Source organism: Bacteroides sp. An269, assembly GCF_002159755.1.
In the GTDB taxonomy this organism is placed as follows: Bacteria; Bacteroidota; Bacteroidia; order Bacteroidales; family Bacteroidaceae; genus Phocaeicola; species Phocaeicola intestinalis.
This window is the reverse complement of sequence record NZ_NFJG01000086.1, coordinates 1-19,642: the sequence shown is the minus strand read 5'-3', so window position 1 is coordinate 19,642 and position 19,642 is coordinate 1. Positions and strand designations below refer to the sequence as shown.

At 43.4% G+C, this 19,642-nt stretch carries 15 protein-coding genes; 12 read left to right on the top strand and 3 right to left on the bottom strand.

Annotation, left to right across the window (positions count from 1 at the left end; all coding sequences use genetic code 11):
* Positions 1-93: 93 nt before the first annotated feature.
* Positions 94-1,170, top strand: a complete 1,077-nt coding sequence (locus tag B5F71_RS14120) for a PD-(D/E)XK nuclease family protein (protein WP_087211443.1) — start codon at positions 94-96, stop codon at positions 1,168-1,170.
* A 73-nt stretch (positions 1,171-1,243) separates the two neighbouring features.
* Here B5F71_RS14120 and B5F71_RS14115 read toward each other — a convergent pair whose 3' ends face one another.
* Positions 1,244-2,173, bottom strand: a complete 930-nt coding sequence (locus B5F71_RS14115; protein ID WP_087211440.1) for a DNA-processing protein DprA — start codon at positions 2,171-2,173, stop codon at positions 1,244-1,246.
* A 209-nt stretch (positions 2,174-2,382) separates the two neighbouring features.
* Between B5F71_RS14115 and B5F71_RS14110 the strand changes: the two genes are divergently transcribed.
* The 8 genes from B5F71_RS14110 to B5F71_RS14075 all read left to right on the top strand — a co-directional run bounded on the left by B5F71_RS14110 (position 2,383) and on the right by B5F71_RS14075 (position 14,278).
* Positions 2,383-2,832, top strand: coding sequence for a DIP1984 family protein (locus tag B5F71_RS14110; protein ID WP_087211436.1), 450 nt, complete (start codon positions 2,383-2,385; stop codon positions 2,830-2,832).
* A 249-nt stretch (positions 2,833-3,081) separates the two neighbouring features.
* On the top strand, positions 3,082-3,549 hold the full coding sequence (locus tag B5F71_RS14105) for a DUF6557 family protein (RefSeq protein ID WP_087211433.1): 468 nt from the start codon (positions 3,082-3,084) through the stop codon (positions 3,547-3,549).
* 33 nt (positions 3,550-3,582) lie between these two features.
* A complete protein-coding gene (locus B5F71_RS14100; protein ID WP_087211430.1) occupies positions 3,583-4,566 on the top strand; it encodes a hypothetical protein in 984 nt (327 codons plus the stop codon).
* A gap of 8 nt (positions 4,567-4,574) precedes the next feature.
* Positions 4,575-5,465 carry a hypothetical protein gene (locus B5F71_RS14095; protein WP_087211446.1) on the top strand — a complete coding sequence of 297 codons (891 nt, stop codon included), beginning with the start codon at positions 4,575-4,577 and terminating at the stop codon, positions 5,463-5,465.
* 1,271 nt (positions 5,466-6,736) lie between these two features.
* Entirely contained in the window at positions 6,737-9,952 is a 3,216-nt protein-coding gene (locus B5F71_RS14090) for a TonB-dependent receptor (RefSeq protein ID WP_087211427.1), read from the top strand.
* 19 nt (positions 9,953-9,971) lie between these two features.
* Positions 9,972-11,834 carry a RagB/SusD family nutrient uptake outer membrane protein gene (locus tag B5F71_RS14085; RefSeq protein WP_087211424.1) on the top strand — a complete coding sequence of 621 codons (1,863 nt, stop codon included), beginning with the start codon at positions 9,972-9,974 and terminating at the stop codon, positions 11,832-11,834.
* A gap of 12 nt (positions 11,835-11,846) precedes the next feature.
* Complete coding sequence (locus B5F71_RS14080; RefSeq protein WP_158098101.1) at positions 11,847-13,424, top strand: fibronectin type III domain-containing protein; 1,578 nt, start codon at positions 11,847-11,849, stop codon at positions 13,422-13,424.
* A gap of 248 nt (positions 13,425-13,672) precedes the next feature.
* Entirely contained in the window at positions 13,673-14,278 is a 606-nt protein-coding gene (locus B5F71_RS14075) for a porin family protein (protein WP_087211418.1), read from the top strand.
* A gap of 281 nt (positions 14,279-14,559) precedes the next feature.
* Here the strand turns inward: B5F71_RS14075 and B5F71_RS14070 are convergent, their stop codons facing one another.
* Positions 14,560-15,537, bottom strand: coding sequence for a Gfo/Idh/MocA family oxidoreductase (locus tag B5F71_RS14070; protein ID WP_022040449.1), 978 nt, complete (start codon positions 15,535-15,537; stop codon positions 14,560-14,562).
* Between the two features lie 101 nt (positions 15,538-15,638).
* Here B5F71_RS14070 and priA point away from each other — a divergent pair, with 101 nt between their 5' ends.
* The 3 genes from priA (at position 15,639) to B5F71_RS14055 (ending at position 19,446) form a co-directional block, all read left to right on the top strand.
* The gene (priA, locus tag B5F71_RS14065; protein ID WP_022040448.1) at positions 15,639-18,101 is read left to right on the top strand and encodes a primosomal protein N'; all 2,463 of its coding nucleotides are present in this window, start codon (positions 15,639-15,641) and stop codon (positions 18,099-18,101) included.
* 32 nt (positions 18,102-18,133) lie between these two features.
* Entirely contained in the window at positions 18,134-18,844 is a 711-nt protein-coding gene (locus B5F71_RS14060) for a phosphatase (RefSeq protein ID WP_022040447.1), read from the top strand.
* A gap of 134 nt (positions 18,845-18,978) precedes the next feature.
* Positions 18,979-19,446, top strand: a complete 468-nt coding sequence (locus B5F71_RS14055; RefSeq protein WP_022040446.1) for a low molecular weight protein-tyrosine-phosphatase — start codon at positions 18,979-18,981, stop codon at positions 19,444-19,446.
* Here the strand turns inward: B5F71_RS14055 and B5F71_RS14050 are convergent.
* On the bottom strand, positions 19,428-19,619 hold the full coding sequence (locus B5F71_RS14050) for a hypothetical protein (protein WP_087211415.1): 192 nt from the start codon (positions 19,617-19,619) through the stop codon (positions 19,428-19,430). The genes B5F71_RS14055 and B5F71_RS14050 overlap by 19 nt on opposite strands.
* Between the last annotated feature and the right edge of the window lie 23 nt (positions 19,620-19,642).

Sequence of the window (19,642 nt, the reverse complement as noted above, 5' to 3'; positions counted from 1 at the left end):
CAGGGCAAACAACTTTGTAGAAAACATCTTTTCCACATGTATGGCACTGCATAATCTCAGAATTAAAATCAACCCTTGGAACTATCATAACTAATTTACATAAACTCTAATATCTTTCATGCGTGCGGCGTTAACCATTATGAAACGACACACTCTGCAATCCTTGCAGAGTTTCTGAATCCAGAAGGCAGTCACGGGCAGGGTGACACTTATCTGAAAGAGTTTCTCTCCGTAATCGGTGATATCGGTTTTTCGTCGGCATTCGACACCTCGGAATCATCTGTTTCTACTGAATACTCGACTTCTTGCGGCAGGCTGGACATATTGATAAGTAACAGTAAAGGGCAGGCCATAATAATAGAAAACAAGATTTACGCCGGTGACCAGTGGGAACAGTTGAAGCGTTATGACAATTTTGCCTCACAAAAGTATCATGTAGGAAACTACGCCATCCTTTATCTCACACTATGGGGTGACGAGGCGAGTGGACAAAGCGGTGAAGGCGTTCAATATAAATGTATATCTTACAAAGACATAATACAGGAATGGATCAAACGCTGCATCCGCATTTCAGCGCAAAAGCCTCTCATTCGGGAAACAATGATACAATATTCAAACCTTATAAAAGAACTGACAAATCAAACTATGGATGTCATAAACAAAAACGAACTCTTAGAGTTAATGGCTAATAATGCAGAAGTTGTTGCTGAAATCTTTAACAATCAAAGTGATTATATAAAATACACGTGGGAAAATCGTATTCGCCCGAAGTTACAAGAAATAGCAACAGAAAAGACTCTTTTATATGAAGAATATAATATGACATGCCAAAACAGGGATGGTAAAAGTTTCACTTTTCGAGCAGCAGACTGCCAATATACAGGAATAAGGTTTCAATCCGATACACGATCTTATGATTTAGATATGTATTATGGCATAGTTTCTCTTGATGGTAAACACCCTGGAATACAACAGAAGTTAAATATTTTTCAAGAGAAACCCTCCAACTTTTGGCCTTATGGATGCGCTTTTTTAGACAAATATCGGTATTGGGATATGACTTCCCGGGCTGAAATTATTAATAATACGGATAAATTTGTGAATTACATTAAAGAAAAAATAGAGGCAGTGTTGACAGAATTAAATCAACGAGGCATTAAACTTGAATGAGATAATCCAAGTAAAACAAAGAAGAGGCTATGCCTGTTTTTATAGTCTCTTCTTTGTATTCAATCATAATAGCTTAGTTTACCACAAGAAAATCAAATCCATCCAATTCAGTCCTTTGTCTTGGCTTAATAGGTAAGACAAGTTGATAATCAAGCAGAAACTTATTGCCTGAGTTCAGTTCGTTCATTGTACCGTATTCAACTGCGTATATCTGCCGTCTTAATCCGAATTTATCACCACTGTACGTTTGGGCGAAGCGCACGGCATACATCGTGCCGCTGATGATGGGACATTGTGCCACGATGACCGATTGGGTCAAAACGACCTGCATACGACAACGCGCCACCAGCCTCGTGGGATTGGCTTTCACGCCGAAGGGATGCTCGGACAGGATGGTTCCGCCCTTGGCGATTATTTCATCCTGTAAAGACTTGTTCACCTTGGGATGCGTGATGTCCAGGCCCGAGGCCACCACTGCTATTGTCTGCCCGCCTACATCGAGGCAGCCCCGATGGGCGGCCGTATCGCAACCCAAAGCCAAACCACTGATGACGATATGTCCTTGTTCACCCATCTGTTTGGCAAGCCCGTATGCCATGTCCAATCCATCTTTGTCCGCAGCACGGGCACCAATGATAGCCACATTGTCCTCACGGTTGGGCAAATCCTTATTGCCAAGCACATGGATGAGTGGCGGTGCGTCTTCTCGTAAATGGCGGAAGTGATGAGGATACGCTTCGCTATAATAAGGAATAGTGACCACTCCTGCTTTTGTCTGCCTGTCCAATATCCGTTTTGCCTTGTCGAGTTCGCGGATGGACATGGAAGCCGTTTCTTTCAGTGAATATCTTTCGCTTTCCATGTCTTCATATAGTTGCTTGGGAGAATACCCCAGCAACTGCAGGCATAATAATTCTTCTACCGAAAGATAAGAAAGCCTCCATGCCTCTATTTTATTTTGCCCCTTCTTGACAGTCTCTTTCCAATCTTCTCTATTTTTCATAAATGGTATTTTATTTTGCGGCAAAGGAAACCTTTCGATGCGCCGAATCGGAGCATAGGCTGATTATTTTTTTCGTCTGCTTTCGTTTTGCATTACTCTACATGGGATTAAAAATTTATAATAGAAATACAAAATATCTTCGCCTTGTGCTGCAATTTGGCACTTGGATGACGGAACTTTGCACCATCAAACCAAATAGGAGGAATAGAATGAAACTGGCAGAAGCATTAAGCATCCGCGCCGACCTGCAAAACAGAATCGACCAATTGAAGAGTCGGCTGAAATACAGTGCTAAGGTGCAGGAAGGTGACCAACCTTCTGAGAACGTGAATGAATTGTATAAAGAATTGGATGAATGCCTTTCGCAATTCGAGGTGATTGTTTATCGGATTAACCGCACCAACATGCAAACCGTGCACGAGGGAGAAACTCTCACCCAAATGATTGCCCGTAAAGACACATTGAAGTTGCGTCTGACGGTAATGCGCGACCTCTTGAAACATGTTGTTGAAAATGACCGTTACGGGCGACAGGAGATAAAATATGTCCGCACGGTGGACGTAGGTGAATTAAGAAAGGTTACGGACAACTATTCCAAACAGCTCCGAAACCTGGATATGAAGCTACAAAGCCTGAATTGGTCAGTTGATTTAATTTAATAAAATAAGGTGTAGTCCTTCTTTTATCAGGCAATGGCGGCACTTCTTTGTCGTATGACAGGGGCAACAAACCAAGGTGGCAGCTGGTAGAGGCATGGTTATTACTGCGCATCTCCAACACAGCGTACAAACGCATTCACGCATACGACCCCTGGGGGAAGATTATTACGCATTACCTTGTGCCGATTGTTTTTGGAAAGAGGACGAGGGTGGGTTGAGGGGATTAGTATCATGATAAAAAATAGTGTTATGACATTCAAGGAACTGTTTTCGCAATTTAGTTTTGCTGAAATAAGTCCGGCATTCTTGAATCTATGGCAAACCAACGAACCGAAGTTGGCCGGGCAGCTTGATTTGGACAAGTGGAAAAGAATTTATCAGAGAGTGCAAGCGTTGGAGGCAAAATCATCCCCCTATTACATCCGCTTGGGATGGCGTTGGGAAACCTGTAGTCCGATGATAGATATGAACTGTTCTGTATACGACAAAGCGGACAATCACCTCGACTGCCCTATGGCCTGCTATCCTTCGTGGTCGGAAATAGCTGGTATGGAAGTGGTGGTAGAAAAAGATATCGTGATCACGCCACAAGAGCTTGTCGCGGGCTTGCTGTGGGAAATCACTTACTTTGGCGGGACGGAAGAGATGGCGGAAGAAAATCGGAAAAGAATATTCCAATATCAAGGGGCAGTAATGGATACATCGAAAAGACTTTGACTAACTAACTTATTATAATAAATTGTTGCTTATATGGAAGAGAATGATTCAACTAAGCCTGTGTTTGACTTTTTTGACTTTCAACCCAAAACTTGTTCCTTCTCAATAATCGGAATTGGGGGCGGAGCCGGAAGAATTGTGGAAAAAATGCAGAAATATGAACTGCCGGATACGAATTTATACGTGTTTGGTATGAATAAAAAGGAAATGAGAGAATTATCTCTCGCTCATAAGTATCTCATTGGCACTGACGGATTAGGAAGTGGAAAGGACAGACGTTTGGCAGAGGCAGAATGTAAGAAATCGTTGCCGTGTTTAAAGCAAATACTTGCAGACAAACTTGTGTCTATTTTTATTGTATGCTTGGGCGGAGGAACAGGAGAAGGATGTATCAAACATTTTCTTCAGAAAGCCGTTGATTTGAAAGTTAAGGTAAAACTGGTAGTTGCCACTTTGCCGCATTCGTCTGAGGGTATGGAAAAGAGAAGGAATGCTGTAAAGTTGCTTGGTGAATTGGAAAAAATTGCTGACGGAATTTTCGTTGTGGATTATGATGCGTTGCCTTGCCATACGCTTTCTGAACTGTTTGAAGAAGCAAACAAAAGAGTCGCTAATATCGCGAACTCGTTTTTCAGTCTGATAATAAAGCACAGTCTGATTTGTTTTGACCTTAATGATGTGAGAAGTTTCTTGGGTTATCATTCTTGTACAAAGTTTATTGACTACTTTACATTATCAGGAAGCGTTGATTATTTGAAGGCTGAATTAAAAAATATACGAAAATTCCTTCCGGCAAAATATGTTTCATTAGAGGATGTTTCTAATTTAATCTTTGCTCTTTATTATAACAGGAAGGTTGACGATGATGATAATGACCCTGTCCGTGAACTTTTAAATGTTTTCCATGATTGTATAGAGATGAAACAGGAAAGCACTCAGATAAAATGGACGATGTTTGACGTTCCAACCATGCCGACAGGCATTTTTCGGATAGACATTTTTACCAAATGCAATTAATGGTTATTATGGAAAAAATAAATGAAGTATTCTTCAGTGAACATGGACTAACTTCCACCTCGGCTTCGCACTTGGCTGATTTGGCACAAGAAGTCATAGCCGGGAATGAGGCAAAGTTGAAAAACATGACTTTTTTGACTACGAAAGTTGATATTGTTGGCTCACCTTCTGAATCGGGAAAAACTATATGTGTCGGTTATGACGGGAATATGCTGGACCAGGTGCGTCCTCTTTTGGAAAACATAGCTGCAATGAACGCTTTTTGCGCTTGGATGAGGGAAGCAGTCAAGGCTAAAGACAGGGAATTGAAACAAGTAGCAAACTTCACATTTGAAGAATGGTGTACGCTTCAAGGAGTCGAAATACCCTCCAGTCCATCCTATCCGAAGGAAACGACGGAAACGGATATCATTGCTCAAATGAATATCAAGGAGCGTAACCGTTATCTACAATTGGAAGCCGTAGCTGCTACTATTGGAAAATACATCCATCCCGGAGGCCAATTTTCTTCTGCTCGTGAAGAACTCCAAAACGGAATCATGAAGCCATACAGCACCGATGGCAATGGAAAAGACACGCTGATTTACGCTCATGTTCCTTCCGTTGACCCGCAAAAAGTAGAAGATGTGTTTTTCGAACTCCAAAAATGGCATCGTCAGAATGAACGGGAGCTGAATAAAATGAAGTTTGCTATCAAAAAACAAGCCGAGAAACAGACTTTAGAAAATACGCATCGGTTCAAGCAGGAACTGGAAAGTGAAAAACAATGCCACATGACGCTTTTCACTCAATACAAAGAATGGCAACTGAAAGAGCAGGAACGCATCTCTAAACTGAAAATCAATGTACCGGAAGCCTTGCAAAGCACTTATGAGCAATTAAGCCGGCTTGAAGAATAAAAAAGGTGTCGTGAACTTGCATCTCAATGGATGCTAATCACGGCTTTGATGGGGCAGAGGTTGTCGTTCTTATTTAATAGGAATTGGAATAAGGATGTCTAATTAACAAACGGCGGATGTTTGCAGCTATAAAAACATCCGGTCTTGGACTTTGGCTTTACCTGTGTCTTTGTCTTGGTATTCCTGCAAAAGGAATGCCGTATTGACAATCTCTGCCCCTAACTTAAATTTTGAATACAATGGAACATTTGAGAAAAGTATTAGGTCAACCGAAAAGAAAATTCACATCTTGGGAGAAGGTTTATATTGGTTTTATGACAATCGTTCTATCGTGCAAAATAGTATTATATATTTTTTGCAGATTACAGAATGAGCTAAAAGACTAACGAGAGATTGCCATATACAGATGAATTCTTATCTCTAAGATATGCGATAAAAACAGGTTTCCGACTTCAGTCAAAATATGGTCTTCTATGCTTATCTTTACATTGAGTTTGTCGCAAAATTATAAATTATTTGCGGCAACGATACTATCCCTCGCTTTCCATCGGACTGCTAAAGGCCTATCTGAGTAATATTTACATGTTCAAAAGAATTTTTAGCAAGTCCGGTCTGAAACCGAACAGAACTTTTAATACTAAACTTATCAAAGAACTATTTGGCATAGTGGCAGAAGCCGCTTAGCCGATATGTTGAATTCTTAACGGACTATTATTAAGAGACAGTTTTGAATTAATCAAAGAAAAATGCTATGGGCATCTAATCAATTGGGTAATCAAATTCCAAAAGGTAATCAAAACAGTTGGAGTTTCTGATTGGGTTGCGTTATCAATCCAGATAGCTTCCTTTTATAGTTTCCATCTCAAAACCGTACGTTCTTGATATGGAAACCGTATGTTTTCGATATGGAAACCGTACGGTTTCCATATGGAGAACGTAAAAAGAAGACAGCCTGAAACAGATACTGAACCTTTCAATCATACATTGATTCGTATATGCCAAACTTATCGGAGAAATTAAGAAGCTGTTTTTTCGCTAGCACATTACAAACATGGAACTTATATTGTGTGATGTATAAATGATGTTATGCAACACATACGGATTACGCTTTTTCTTTTGCAGACAGGCATGAACAAAAAAGACCTGTGAAAAAACAATTTTTCCACAATTTTGATTCTATATTTTCATACATTTGCTACGATACGTTAACAATGTATGCTTGCATACGTTATTAACCCTTTATTAATCTTTTATTTAATATATGCGTAAGAATGGCTAGTAAGATGAAATCTATGCGTTATGTGCTGCTGTTTTTTGCAGCGATGATATCGCTTAGCGTATCAGCGCAAAATGTAACCGTAAAAGGTACAGTGAAAGACAATACAGGAGAAACTGTTATCGGTGCTTCTGTAGTAGAGAAAGGAAATACCACCAATGGAGCAATTACGGACCTTGATGGTAATTTCACGCTTACCGTTCCTTCTGATGCAACTTTGGTGTTTTCTTACATCGGAATGAAGACACAAGAAGTGGCAGTAAAGGGGCGGACTATCTTGAATATAACAATGGATGATGACTCTCAGGCGTTGGAAGAGGTTGTTGTCATTGGTTATGGTTCTGTAAGGAGAAAAGACCTGACCGGTTCTGTGGCTACGGTCGATGCAGACGTACTGACAGCAGTTCCAGTAGCTTCGGCCACAGAAGCCTTGACAGGTAAGATGGCTGGTGTACAGATTACCACAACAGAAGGTTCGCCTGATGCAGAAATGAAAATCCGTGTACGTGGTGGAGGCTCTATCACAGGCGATAACAGTCCTCTGTTTATCGTAGACGGTTTCCCGGTAGAGTCTATTTCAGATATCCCCGCTTCGGAAATAGAAGATATCACTGTACTGAAAGATGCATCTTCTACTGCTATCTACGGTTCACGTGGTGCCAATGGTGTTATTCTGGTCACAACTAAATCGGGAAAAGAAGGTAAGGTCAGCGTCAGTTATAATGCCTATTATTCGTGGAAGAAAATTGCCAATACAATGGATGTGCTCGACCCTTATGATTATGCCAAGTGGCAATATGAACTGGCTTTGCTGAAAGATGACTTGACTTCGTACGAACAATATTTCGGGAAGTATGAAGACATGGATATGTATCAAAATATACCTTATAATGACTGGCAAGACTTGACATTCGGCCGTATAGGGCATACGTTTAATCATAACCTGAATATCAGCGGTGGTACGGAACGTATCCGCTATTCGTTCAGCTATGCACACATGAACGATAAAGCCATCATGGAAGGTTCGAATTATAAGCGTGATAACTTCAGTCTGAAACTGAACACGAAGCCTACCAAGAACACGACACTGGATTTCTCCATCCGTTATTCGGAAACCGATATCCGAGGTGGTGGTGCCAATGAAACAAGCAGTACGTTGGATACAGACAAGCGTTTGAAGTATTCTGTTATCTATACGCCGATACCTTTGGCAAATCTGGATGAATCGGCAGGTAGTGCCGATGATGACTTGGGTAATCTATATCATCCGATAACCGCCATTTGGGACAACGACCGTATGAAAGAGCGCAAGACCCTGAATATGAACGGTAGTTTTGGCTGGGAAATATTCAAGAATTTCAAGGTAAAAACTGAATTCGGTTATGATGATTACCGCAATAATGACCAACGTTTTTGGGGTACAACTACCTATTATATAAAAAACACACCGGCTGCAGCCAATCAAGGACATCCTGCTATCCGCATCAACAATTTGTTCCGTCACCGTTTCCGGAATACGAATACCATCAATTATGATTTTGAGAAAGTACTTAAAAACAAAGACCATAGTTTGAATCTGTTGGTAGGGCACGAATGGATTATAACCAAGGAAAACGAGCTGGAAAATGAAGTTCACGGATTTCCAGACTGGATTTCGGCTACAGAGGCGTGGAAACTGACAAATATTCAGGGTACCACTCCTTATAACATAGAAAATACATTAAATCCAGACGATAAGTTGTTTTCGTTCTTCGGACGCGTCAATTATAATTACAAAAGCAAATATTTGTTGACTGCAACATTCCGTGCCGATGCCTCTTCCAAATTTTCGGAAGACAATCGTTGGGGATTTTTCCCGTCGGCTGCTGTTGCATGGCGTATTTCGTCTGAATCTTTTATGGAAGGTGCCAAGAATTGGCTGGATGACTTGAAGTTGCGTTTCAGTTATGGTACTGCAGGAAACAACAACATCCCGTCAGGACAACTCGTACAGGTGTACAACAGTAATACGACTTCGTGGATTAACGGTTTTAATAATTATTGGGCACCCAGCAAGACCATGGCAAATCCAGACTTGAAATGGGAAACAACCATTACTCGTAACTTAGGATTGGATTTCACATTATTCGGTGGCAAGCTGAATGGTACAATCGAAGCTTACTTGAATACGACTAAGGACTTGCTGATAAACTTCCCAGTCAGTGGAACGGGGTATGATACCCAATACCGTAACATGGGAGAAACTCAAAATAAAGGTATTGAAGCTACTATTAACTGGACTATTGTCAACAAGAAAAACTGGGGAATCAGCTTGAATGCCAATATCGGTTTCAACAAGAATGAAATCAAGGATTTGGGAATTATGCAGGATTTCGGACAAGATACCAGTTGGGCTTCTTCTGAAATCGGTCAAGATTTCTGGATTGCCAAAGGCGGGTCTGTAGGTGAGATGTTAGGCTATCGTTCGGCAGGACGTTATGAAGTGAGTGATTTCGTAGGTTACGATGCTGCATCAGAAACATGGATACTGAAAGAAGGTGTTGATGACTGTACTGCGGTAGTGGGGACATTACGTCCAGGTATGATGAAACTGAAAGATTTAAGTGGCGACGGAGTAGTGACTGGAGGTTATGAAGACCGTGAGATCATTGGCGATGCCAATCCGGTAGCAACCGGAGGTTTCGGAATCAATGCGCGTGCATACGGTTTTGATTTGAGTGCCAATTTTAATTTCAGTATCGGCAACGACGTTTACAATGCCAACAAAATCGAGTACACCATGACTGGCAAATACCAGTACCGTAATATGACTACGGAAATGGCTGACGGAAACCGTTGGACTAACTTGAATCCGGACGGGACCATTTGTAATGACCCGGAACAGCTTGCAGCCATGAATGCCAATACCACAATGTGGTCTCCTATGACTCAACGCATGGTATTCAGCGACTGGGCGGTAGAAGACGGTTCATTCCTGCGCCTGAACACTTTGACATTAGGCTATACATTGCCGGAATCTTTGATGAACAAAGTACACATCAAGAACCTGCGCTTCTATGTGACAGCTTATAATGTATTCTGCCTTACAGGTTACTCAGGCTTCGATCCGGAAGTATCTACTGCCTTGCAGACGAATCTGACTCCGGGGGTAGATTATTCTGCTTATCCCAAGAGCCGCCAATTCGTCATTGGTGTTAACTTGAATTTCTAAACCCGTAAATTAAGACAATATGAAAAAATTATTTTATATACCTCTATTAGCGTTGTTGGCATGCGGTATAAGCTCCTGTGATATGGAAGCTCCCTCACAGTCATCAATGGACTCATCGCTTATTTTTTCGCAGTATGAGATGGCAGAAGCTGCCGTTATGGGTATTCATCAGTCATTCGGAGAAACCAATTCTTATCGTGGACGCTACTTGCCTTACTATGGCATCAATAGCGATGTGGAATGGATTAATGGCTTGGAAGCCAGCGGTATCAATGACGGAGGGAAGAACGACCTCGCCACTTATAATGCCCAGCCTTCCAATTCACAGATGAATACAGACAATAATGCATATGCTAAGTTTTACGAAGGTATCGAACGTGCCAACAAGGCGATCGAAGGCATACGTGCATACGGCAATTATGAAAACAACCCTGATATGGCACACCTGCTGGGAGAAGCTTTGACCTTACGGGCTGTCATCTATCTTGACTTGATTAAAGGCTGGGGAGATGTACCTGCACGTTTTTCTTCTATCACATCAGAAACGATGTACCTTCCGCGGGCTGACCGGGATGAAATATACAAACAACTGTTGGCTGACCTGCTGGAAGCAGAAAACTATGTATATTGGCCTAATGAGTCCAACATAACCCAGACTACCGAACGTGTAAGCAAGGCTTTTGTCAAGGCACTTCGTGCTCGAATCGCTCTTTATGCAGGAGGCTACAGCCAACGTGCCGACGGCATACGGTTAAGCAATGACCCAGACCTGGATCGTACCGCCATGTATACCATCGTACGTGACGAATGCCTTGATGTGATAGCACAATATCCGAATCTGGCTTCACTTCCGTTTAAAGATAACTTTACGAATTTGTGCCGGGATGTAGTTACCGCCGGGCAAGAGTCTATTTGGGAGATTCCTTTCTCGGAAGGACGTGGCCGTGTACTTTATACATTAGGGGTAGAACATCAGGCGAAAGACCAGTATACCCAACAGAACAAAGGCGGTGTGAACGGTCCTCTTCCTACTTTATTTTATGATTATGATGTAGATGACATACGCCGCAACATCACCTGTGCCCCTTTCAGGTGGTCGCAAACATTGACCAACGGACGCAGTACACAAGAGCTGGCTTCATTAAAAGAATGGAACTTCGGAAAATTGCGTTACGAATGGATGAGCCGCATCGTGACTTCTACTAATGATGACGGTGTAAACTGGCAATACATGCGTTTGGCAGATGTCTATTTAATGGCTGCAGAAGCTGTTAACGAACTGGAAGGGCCGGCAAATGCTGCCCAATACATGCGTCCGGTGCTGGAACGTGCATTACCATCAGACAAAGTTTCCGCTTATATGAATACAGCTACTGCCAGCAAAGAATCGTTCTTTGATGCCATTGTAGAGCAACGCGGATTGGAATTTGCCGGAGAATCGTTACGGAAATCTGACCTGATACGCTGGAATTTGTTAAAGACCAAACTGGACGAGGCCAAGACCAAGATGAAACAACTGGCACGACGTGAAGGAAAATACGCCGACTTGATAGATAAAGTCTATACATACCAGACAGTAGTAAACGAGGGAGAGGCAAGCGAAATTGTGAACGCTATTCCTGCAGGTGCTTATACCTCCATCGAAACCATTGATGGCATGACTGATATTTTCGTAATTTACGGTTTGAATTATGGCGATACGGAAACGGTCGGTGAAACCTTGCTGGACCAAGGATATACAAGTACGACATGGCTGGGAACCGACAAATTGGAAGACGCCAAGGTAGACGTACTTTATGTGAATAATCCGGATGAAAATCAATATTGGCCTATCTGGCAGATATTCGTGGATAATAGCAATGGAATGTTAACGAATGATTAAAAACACATGATTATGAATAAGCTGAAAAAATATACCTATTTGTTGGGAGTTGCTTTGGTGGCTCTTGCTACGGCTTGCGAAGACCAAAGCGAAGAAGTGCTGAGCATTGACTATAGCCGTTACTTTGCTCCTATCAATCTGGAAGCAAGAGTTGTAAACCGCACGGACGTTCGTCTGACCTGGACTCCTAGCCAAGGCGCGACAAGCTATAATATTGAACTATTTGCCAATGATAGCCTGACTTTTGCAGGTACAGCAGCTTTGACATTCGACGGAATTACGGCGGACGACCTTCCTTATGTTATTTCCGGACTGGAAGGTGAAACTCAATATTCGGCACGTGTACAGGCAGTAGGTGAAGACGAAAGCAAGACTTCGAAATGGAGCGGCGTATTTTTCGAGACCGATGCTGAACAGATACTGGAAACCGTAACCGAAGCCGACCTTACCTACAATTCAGTCACTTTACGTTGGCCTGCAGGACAAACGGCAACAGAAATCGTGCTAAGTCCTGCCGATGTGCCTGCACATACAGTCACGTCCGAAGAAATAGCAGCCGGACAGGCCACTATCACCGGTCTGAAACCGGAAACGGAATATACCGCCAAACTGATGAACGGTAACAAGACACGAGGCTCGCAAACCTTTACAACATTGATTGATTTGGCGGGCGCTACAGCAATTAGTCCCGAAGATGACTTTGTTGCCATCCTGGAAGGAGCCGAAGACGGTGCGTCCTTCGCATTTTATCCGGGCACCTATACCGTACCTGGCGAAGAAGGTGGAGTTGGTAAGTTGAATATCAAGGCAGATATCGAACTCAAAGCTGTACGTCCAAGCGACCGTCCGGTTATCAATGGTTGCATTACACTCAATGAAGGAGCATCGTTGAGCCTGAGCCAGATTGTCATGGATGGAACAGGTACAGACGGTAGCCAGGCTTTCGAATACAAAGATGAAGGCACGTATGGACATTTGATGATTAATGATTGTGAAATCCGCAATTATGTGAAAGGCCTGTATTATGTCAACGTAACTGCCTCTATCAATGAAATCACCATCAACAATAGCCTGATGCACGGAATACAGTGCAGCGGTGGCGATATGTTCGATTGCCGCAAGGGATACATTGCCACACTGAACATCACAAACAGCACCATCTGGAACAGTTGTGCCGATCGGGACTTCATACGCTATGATGATGCTTCCGGCGACTTTGCCGGTGCTGCCCCTGTCATTACAGTCGACCATTGTACGATTGACGGTACAAGCAATGACAGCAGCCGCCGTTTGCTTTACGTACGCTTCAAGGGCAATAGCATTAGCTTTACTAACAACATGGTTTCCAATATGCCGAATTGTGGCAGAGGATTCTCCGACAACAGCAATACGGCAGAGCCTACATTCGAAAACAATAATTACTTCAATACGAAGAACCTTGTTTCAGATGGAGGAGACGGCAAAGCCAAGTTCTTCGACGCCGATGGTACAACGCTTGACCCAGGGTATGCAGATGCCGCAAACGGTGACTTTACATTAAGTAATGAAGAGTTGATTTACAACCAGGTAGGCGATCCTCGCTGGTATTGAGCTATGATTTTATAAGAAGACACATCGCTTCTATAAACTGATTGAAAGAAGGAAGCCGGTTCATAACCTAACCGGTTTCCTTCTTTCTGTTTTTACATAAAAAATTATAGCTGCACCGCCCGATGCATATAGGTGCATTGGCTTATACAGATAGAATCGGGGGCTTATGCAAATATTTACCTTCAAACATTTGTAAACCACAAAGTAAATACGTATTTTTGTCTGGCTAAACTAAAACTATTTGCGTTATGAAAAAGATTTTATCGACTCTTATGGTGGTGGCCTGCCTGTGGATAGCCATACCGGCACAGGCTCAATTGAAATTCGGCTTAAAAGGAGGTCTGAACATTTCCACCCTCACCTTTTCAGAAGATGTGTTTAAAGGAGACAACCGGACCGGATTCTTTATCGGACCGATGGCTGAATTTACTATTCCGGTAGTGGGACTGGGCATTGATGTGGCTGCCCTGTATAACCAGTCTAAAGGAAAGGCGAATTATTATGAAGAAGGAGTATCTCAAAACAGGACATTGAAAACAATAGAAATACCTGTCAACTTAAAATGGACGTTTGGACTGGGAAGTACCTTCGGAGCTTATATTGAGGCGGGACCCCAATTCGGCTTCAATGTAGGCAGCGGACTTTTCAATATCGGTTCGGAAACATTTGATATGAAGAAATCTTATACTACCTTCAATGTGGGAGCAGGTGTAAAACTCATTCAGCATTTGCAAATCGGATTGAACTATAACTTCAGCATCAACAAAGTGGCGAAAGCCGTGATAGAAGATTATGAAGGCACGGTAGACATGAAGAAAAACACGTGGCAGGTATCACTGGCATATATGTTTTAAGCATTTTCCCCAATAAGGAGTTGAAAAGGAGTTATTTCAGGGAGTTAAAGGGAGTTAGAAGCCAATACTTTTGCTCATGGAAGCCATAACAGGATTATTGGCCTTTAACTCCTGCCGAAGACATAACTCCTTCTAACTCCCTTTTATGCTATGGGCATTTTTGTCTTCTGTGATGAATTTAATTAATCAGGAATAGTTGCTTATGCTTATGCTTACGCATCTATATGCGTGTGTCTGCAAATAGAGAAGTTGAATATGCCCCTACATGGCATCGTATTAAGTCAGTCACACGGGAAAACCACTCCCCACGATTTCCGCAATTCGTCCATTTGTCTCATGATGCGAAGTGTTTCTGCATGCGGCATATAAGGAGATTCCAGCCAGCCTTTTTCAATGGCCTCGATGGAGGCATATACTTGATATTCAAATCCTGTGATACATTGCGGGGCATAATATACGGCAGATACATTGTAATCGTCATCTATTACCCGTACCGATTGTGGGCAATTGATATTCTCTACAATGAGTTGTCCCTTATCTCCGCTGATGACTCCCATACGGTCGCTCTTGGCATAAATACTCGACTGGAGCGAAGCCATTTTCCCGTCTTTGTAGAACAAAGTGATGTTTTCTTGTGCATCCACTCCTGTATCGGCCAGCAGGCAAGAAGATTCCATCCGTTCTATTTCGGTGCCGAATGCCATAGCGGCAAAGTTAAGTGTATATACGCCAATGTCCAGCAAGGCACCTCCCGCCAGTTCCGGACGTTGGATGCGTTCTTTGTACGATACCGGATAACTAAGGTTTGCCGAGAGTGTATAAGGTGTACCGATTATGCCGCTATGTATCAGTTCCTGTATTTTGAGCGAGAGAGGCAAATATCGTGTCCAGATAGCTTCGGTAATAAAGACTCCTTTCTCTTTGGCATATGCCAGCAAAGATTCGGCTTGGCGTGCATTGGCGGTGAAAGACTTTTCGCACAATACCGGTTTCCCTTTTCCGATGCACATTCGTGCCTGCTCGTAATGGTGCGAATGCGGAGTAGCTATATAGATAAGGTCTACTTCCGGGTCGTTTGCCAGTTCTTCGTAAGAGCCGTATGCTTTGGCAAACTGCCATTCACGGGCAAAATGTTCTGCTTTTTCTTTACTGCGCGAAGCGACGGCATAACGGGCCACTCCTTTCATTCCTCCCAAGGTAGTTGCCATCTTCTGAGCTATTCTGCCACAACCGATGATACCTATTTTATAAACTTTCATATTGAATTAACTATAAGATGAAACAATGAGTCGGATGCAAAGCTATTAAAAGTTTTCCAAAATATCCCAGCAAGATGCACGGGTTTTTGTAACTTTGCGGCATGAAAAAGTTTGCAGATGTCATAGTGCCGTTGCCTATCCTGGGGCAATATACGTATGCTGTTCCGGCAGAGTTGGAAGGAAGAGTATGCGCAGGCATCCGTGTCGTTGTTTCATTCGGCAAAAAGAAATATTATACGGCTATTGTGACACGCGTGCACGAAGAAGTTCCAGAAGGATATGAGACCAAGGAGATTGTAGAAGTGCTCGATGAAAAACCTGTATTGCTAAAACGGCAATACGATTTCTGGCAATGGATAGCCGATTATTACCTGTGCACGTTGGGCGATGTCTATAAGGCTGCCCTACCCTCGGGGATGAAGCTGGAAAGCGAGACTCTAGTAGTCTACAATCCTGAATTTGAAGCGGATTCCATCCTTCCTGAGAAAGAACAATCTGTGCTTGATGCCCTGACCCTTGATAACGAACAATGCATTACCCAACTGGGAAAAATCACCGGCATCAAGAACATACTTCCTGTTATTCATAGCCTGCTGAAGAGAAATGCCATTTATGTCAAGGAGGAACTGAAACGTAGCTACAAGCCACGTACCGAGGTTTTTGTGCGTTTTCCACAGACGATACAACAGGAAGCAGACCTGCATCGGCTGTTCGATGCGCTTGCACGTGCTCCTAAACAGCTGGCTGCTTTGATGAAATACGTAGAACTTTCAGGATGGGTGCGTCCTGGCAGCTTTCTGAAAGAAGTATCACGCAAGACTTTGCTGCAAGAATCGGGAGTGACCCCTGCTGTATTGTCTGGCCTGGTGGATAAAAAAGTATTTGAATTATACCATCAGGAAATAGGAAGACTGGCAAAAGGTGTTTTGGATACAGTTCCGCTAAACCCGCTTAGCATGGCACAGCAAAAAGCATACGAGCAAATAATCGGGTCGTTCGCTACAAAATCCGTATGCTTGCTTCATGGAGTGACCTCCAGTGGTAAGACGGAAATTTACATTCATTTGATTAGACAGGTTATCCAGAGTGGCAAACAAGTGTTGTATTTGCTGCCCGAAATAGCCTTGACCACTCAGATAACCGAACGGCTAAGGCGGGTATTTGGCAACCGGCTTGGAATTTATCATTCCAAATTCCCGGATGCCGAACGGGTAGAAATCTGGCAGAAGCAGCTTTCCGAAAACGATTACGATATCATATTGGGTGTACGTTCGTCCATATTCTTGCCTTTCCGTCGGTTAGGGCTGGTCATCGTTGACGAAGAGCACGAGAACACCTATAAGCAACAAGAACCGGCACCGCGCTATCATGCCCGTAATGCTGCCATGGTGCTGGCTTCATTGTTCGGTGCAAAGACATTACTGGGGACTGCCACTCCCAGTATCGAGACCTATTACAATGCCCTTCAGGGGAAATACGGCCTGGTGGAACTGACCGAGCGTCACCAACAGATTCAGTTGCCGGCAATCGAAGTGGTAGACATCAAGGAACTGGCACGCAAGAAACGGATGACGGCACAATTTTCTCCTTTGCTTTTACAAAAGATCAGGGAGGCGTTGGAGCAAAAGGAACAGGTCATCCTGTTTCAGAACCGACGAGGATTTGCCCCGATGATAGAATGCCGTACATGTGGCTGGATACCAAAGTGTAAAAACTGCGATGTGAGCCTGACTTATCATAAAGGATTGAACCAGTTGACGTGCCATTACTGCGGGTATGCCGAACCCATACCGAAAGCATGCCCGGCATGTGGAGGAGTGGAACTGGTCAGTCGGGGGTTCGGAACCGAGAAGGTGGAAGACAGCATCAAGGAAATCTTTCCCGAAGCACGTATTGCCCGGATGGACCTGGACACGACCCGTACCCGTACTGCATACGAAAAAATTATCGCTGATTTTGAAGAAGGAAAAACCGATATCCTTATCGGAACCCAAATGGTATCGAAAGGTTTGGATTTTGACCGGGTAAGTGTGGTTGGCATACTGAATGCCGATTCGATGCTGAACTATCCCGACTTCCGTTCATACGAGCGCGCGTTCCAACTGATGGCACAGGTAGCAGGACGTGCGGGCAGGAAAAACAAGCAAGGACTGGTAATCTTGCAGACCAAATCGCCCGACCTTCCGTTGATACACGAAGTGGTAACGAATAATTACCGCAGTTTGTTCGATGAGCAAATTGCCGAACGCCACTTGTTCAAGTACCCGCCTTTTTACCGGCTGGTCTATGTATACCTGAAACACCGTAAACAAGAAGTTCTCGACCAGGCGGCTGACGTAATGGCACGTTACTTGCGACAAGGATTGGGCGAACGGATTTTAGGGCCGGATTTACCTTTGGTGGCACGTATTCAAACTTTGTTCATAAAGAAGATAATGGTAAAAGTAGAATTACAGGCGTCGATGTCAAAAGTACGGGCATACCTGCGCCAAGTGCAACGTGCCATCGCAGAAGACGAACGTTTTCGTTCGCTGTTGGTATATTATGACGTAGACCCTATGTGAGTTGAGTTTTCTCTCCAATTATAATAAAGAATATGAAAATAGAATTAGATGTACACACCCATACGATAGCCAGCGGGCATGCATTCAGCACTTTGCAGGAAATGGTGCAAGCGGCTTCCGAAAAGGGATTGAAACTGTTGGGCATTACCGAACATGCTCCCGGCATTCCGGGTTCGTGCAGTCCCATTTATTTCCGCAATCTTTATGTCGTACCGCGCCGGATGTACGGCGTCGATTTGCTGCTGGGAGCGGAAATCAACATTCTGGATTGTGAAGGCAACATTGACATGGACGAGTTTTACCTTAATTTGCTCGATTTGCGTATTGCCGGTATACACTCGTTGTGTTATGCGGGCGGTACACCTGAAGAAAACACGCACGGCATGGTACAGGCAATAGCCAATCCTTACATTCACATTATCAGTCATCCGGGAGACGGGACTGCGAAACTGAATTTCGAACCCATTGTGCTGGCCGCCAAAGAGCACCACACGTTGCTCGAAATCAACAATTCTTCACTTCGTCCTTGCCGGAAAAAGATGGATGCACGCGACAATAACCTGGAAATACTGCGTTTGTGCAAACGATACGAAGTACCGGTCATATTGGGAAGCGATGCACACATTTCGTTCGATATTGCAACTTACGATTATGCCTTGCAGCTGGTAGGTGAGACAGAGTTCCCTGAAGAACTGATCATGAACACCAGCGTAGAAAAGTTTAAAACTTATTTGAATATATAATGTAAGCAGGGAGGAAAGGAACTGTTATCGGGGATCCAAGAAGCCATGACTTTTATGTCCGAAATGCCGTTAAACTCTTCTTGCTCCTCTTGTTCTCCTGGCTTCTTTTGCTTTTTCTAATTCCTTTACAAATTATGAAGCGAATACTCTTTGTCTGCCTCGGCAATATATGCCGTTCGGCTGCCGCCGAAGAAATCATGCGTACTTACCTGAAACAAGAAGGACTGGAAATGGAAATAGAGGTCGACTCGGCAGGTATCAGCGGATATCATGAAGGCGACCTTGCCGACCCACGGATGCGAATGCATGCCTCCCGGCGTGGCTACCAGATTACGCACCATTCGCGTCCCGTGCGTACCGATGATTTTTACAACTTCGATTGGATTCTTGGTATGGATGATGCCAATATCGATGCCTTACGCGAGAAAGCCCCTGATGTGGAAACAGAACGAAAGATTGGTCGGATGACCGATTTCTGCCAAACGAAAGTAGCCGATTATGTACCCGATCCTTACTACGGCGGTGCACAAGGCTTCGAAAATGTACTAGACATTCTGGAAGATGCTTGCAAAGGTTTACTAAATCATATCCGAAACCTGTAAGACTTAGAAGCTGTTTTGAATTTCTCCAAAAAGTTTTTCTTGTCTTGATGTATACATTTTCGTGTGTGCTTTGGGCGATTTTTTGGCCTTTTTCGCTCCTGTTCTTCGTCAGATAGCCCGCTATCTTCCTCATCACAAAAGCGAAAATGCCTCAAAAACTCATCCCAAATCATCGCACGATAAATTCAAAACAGCT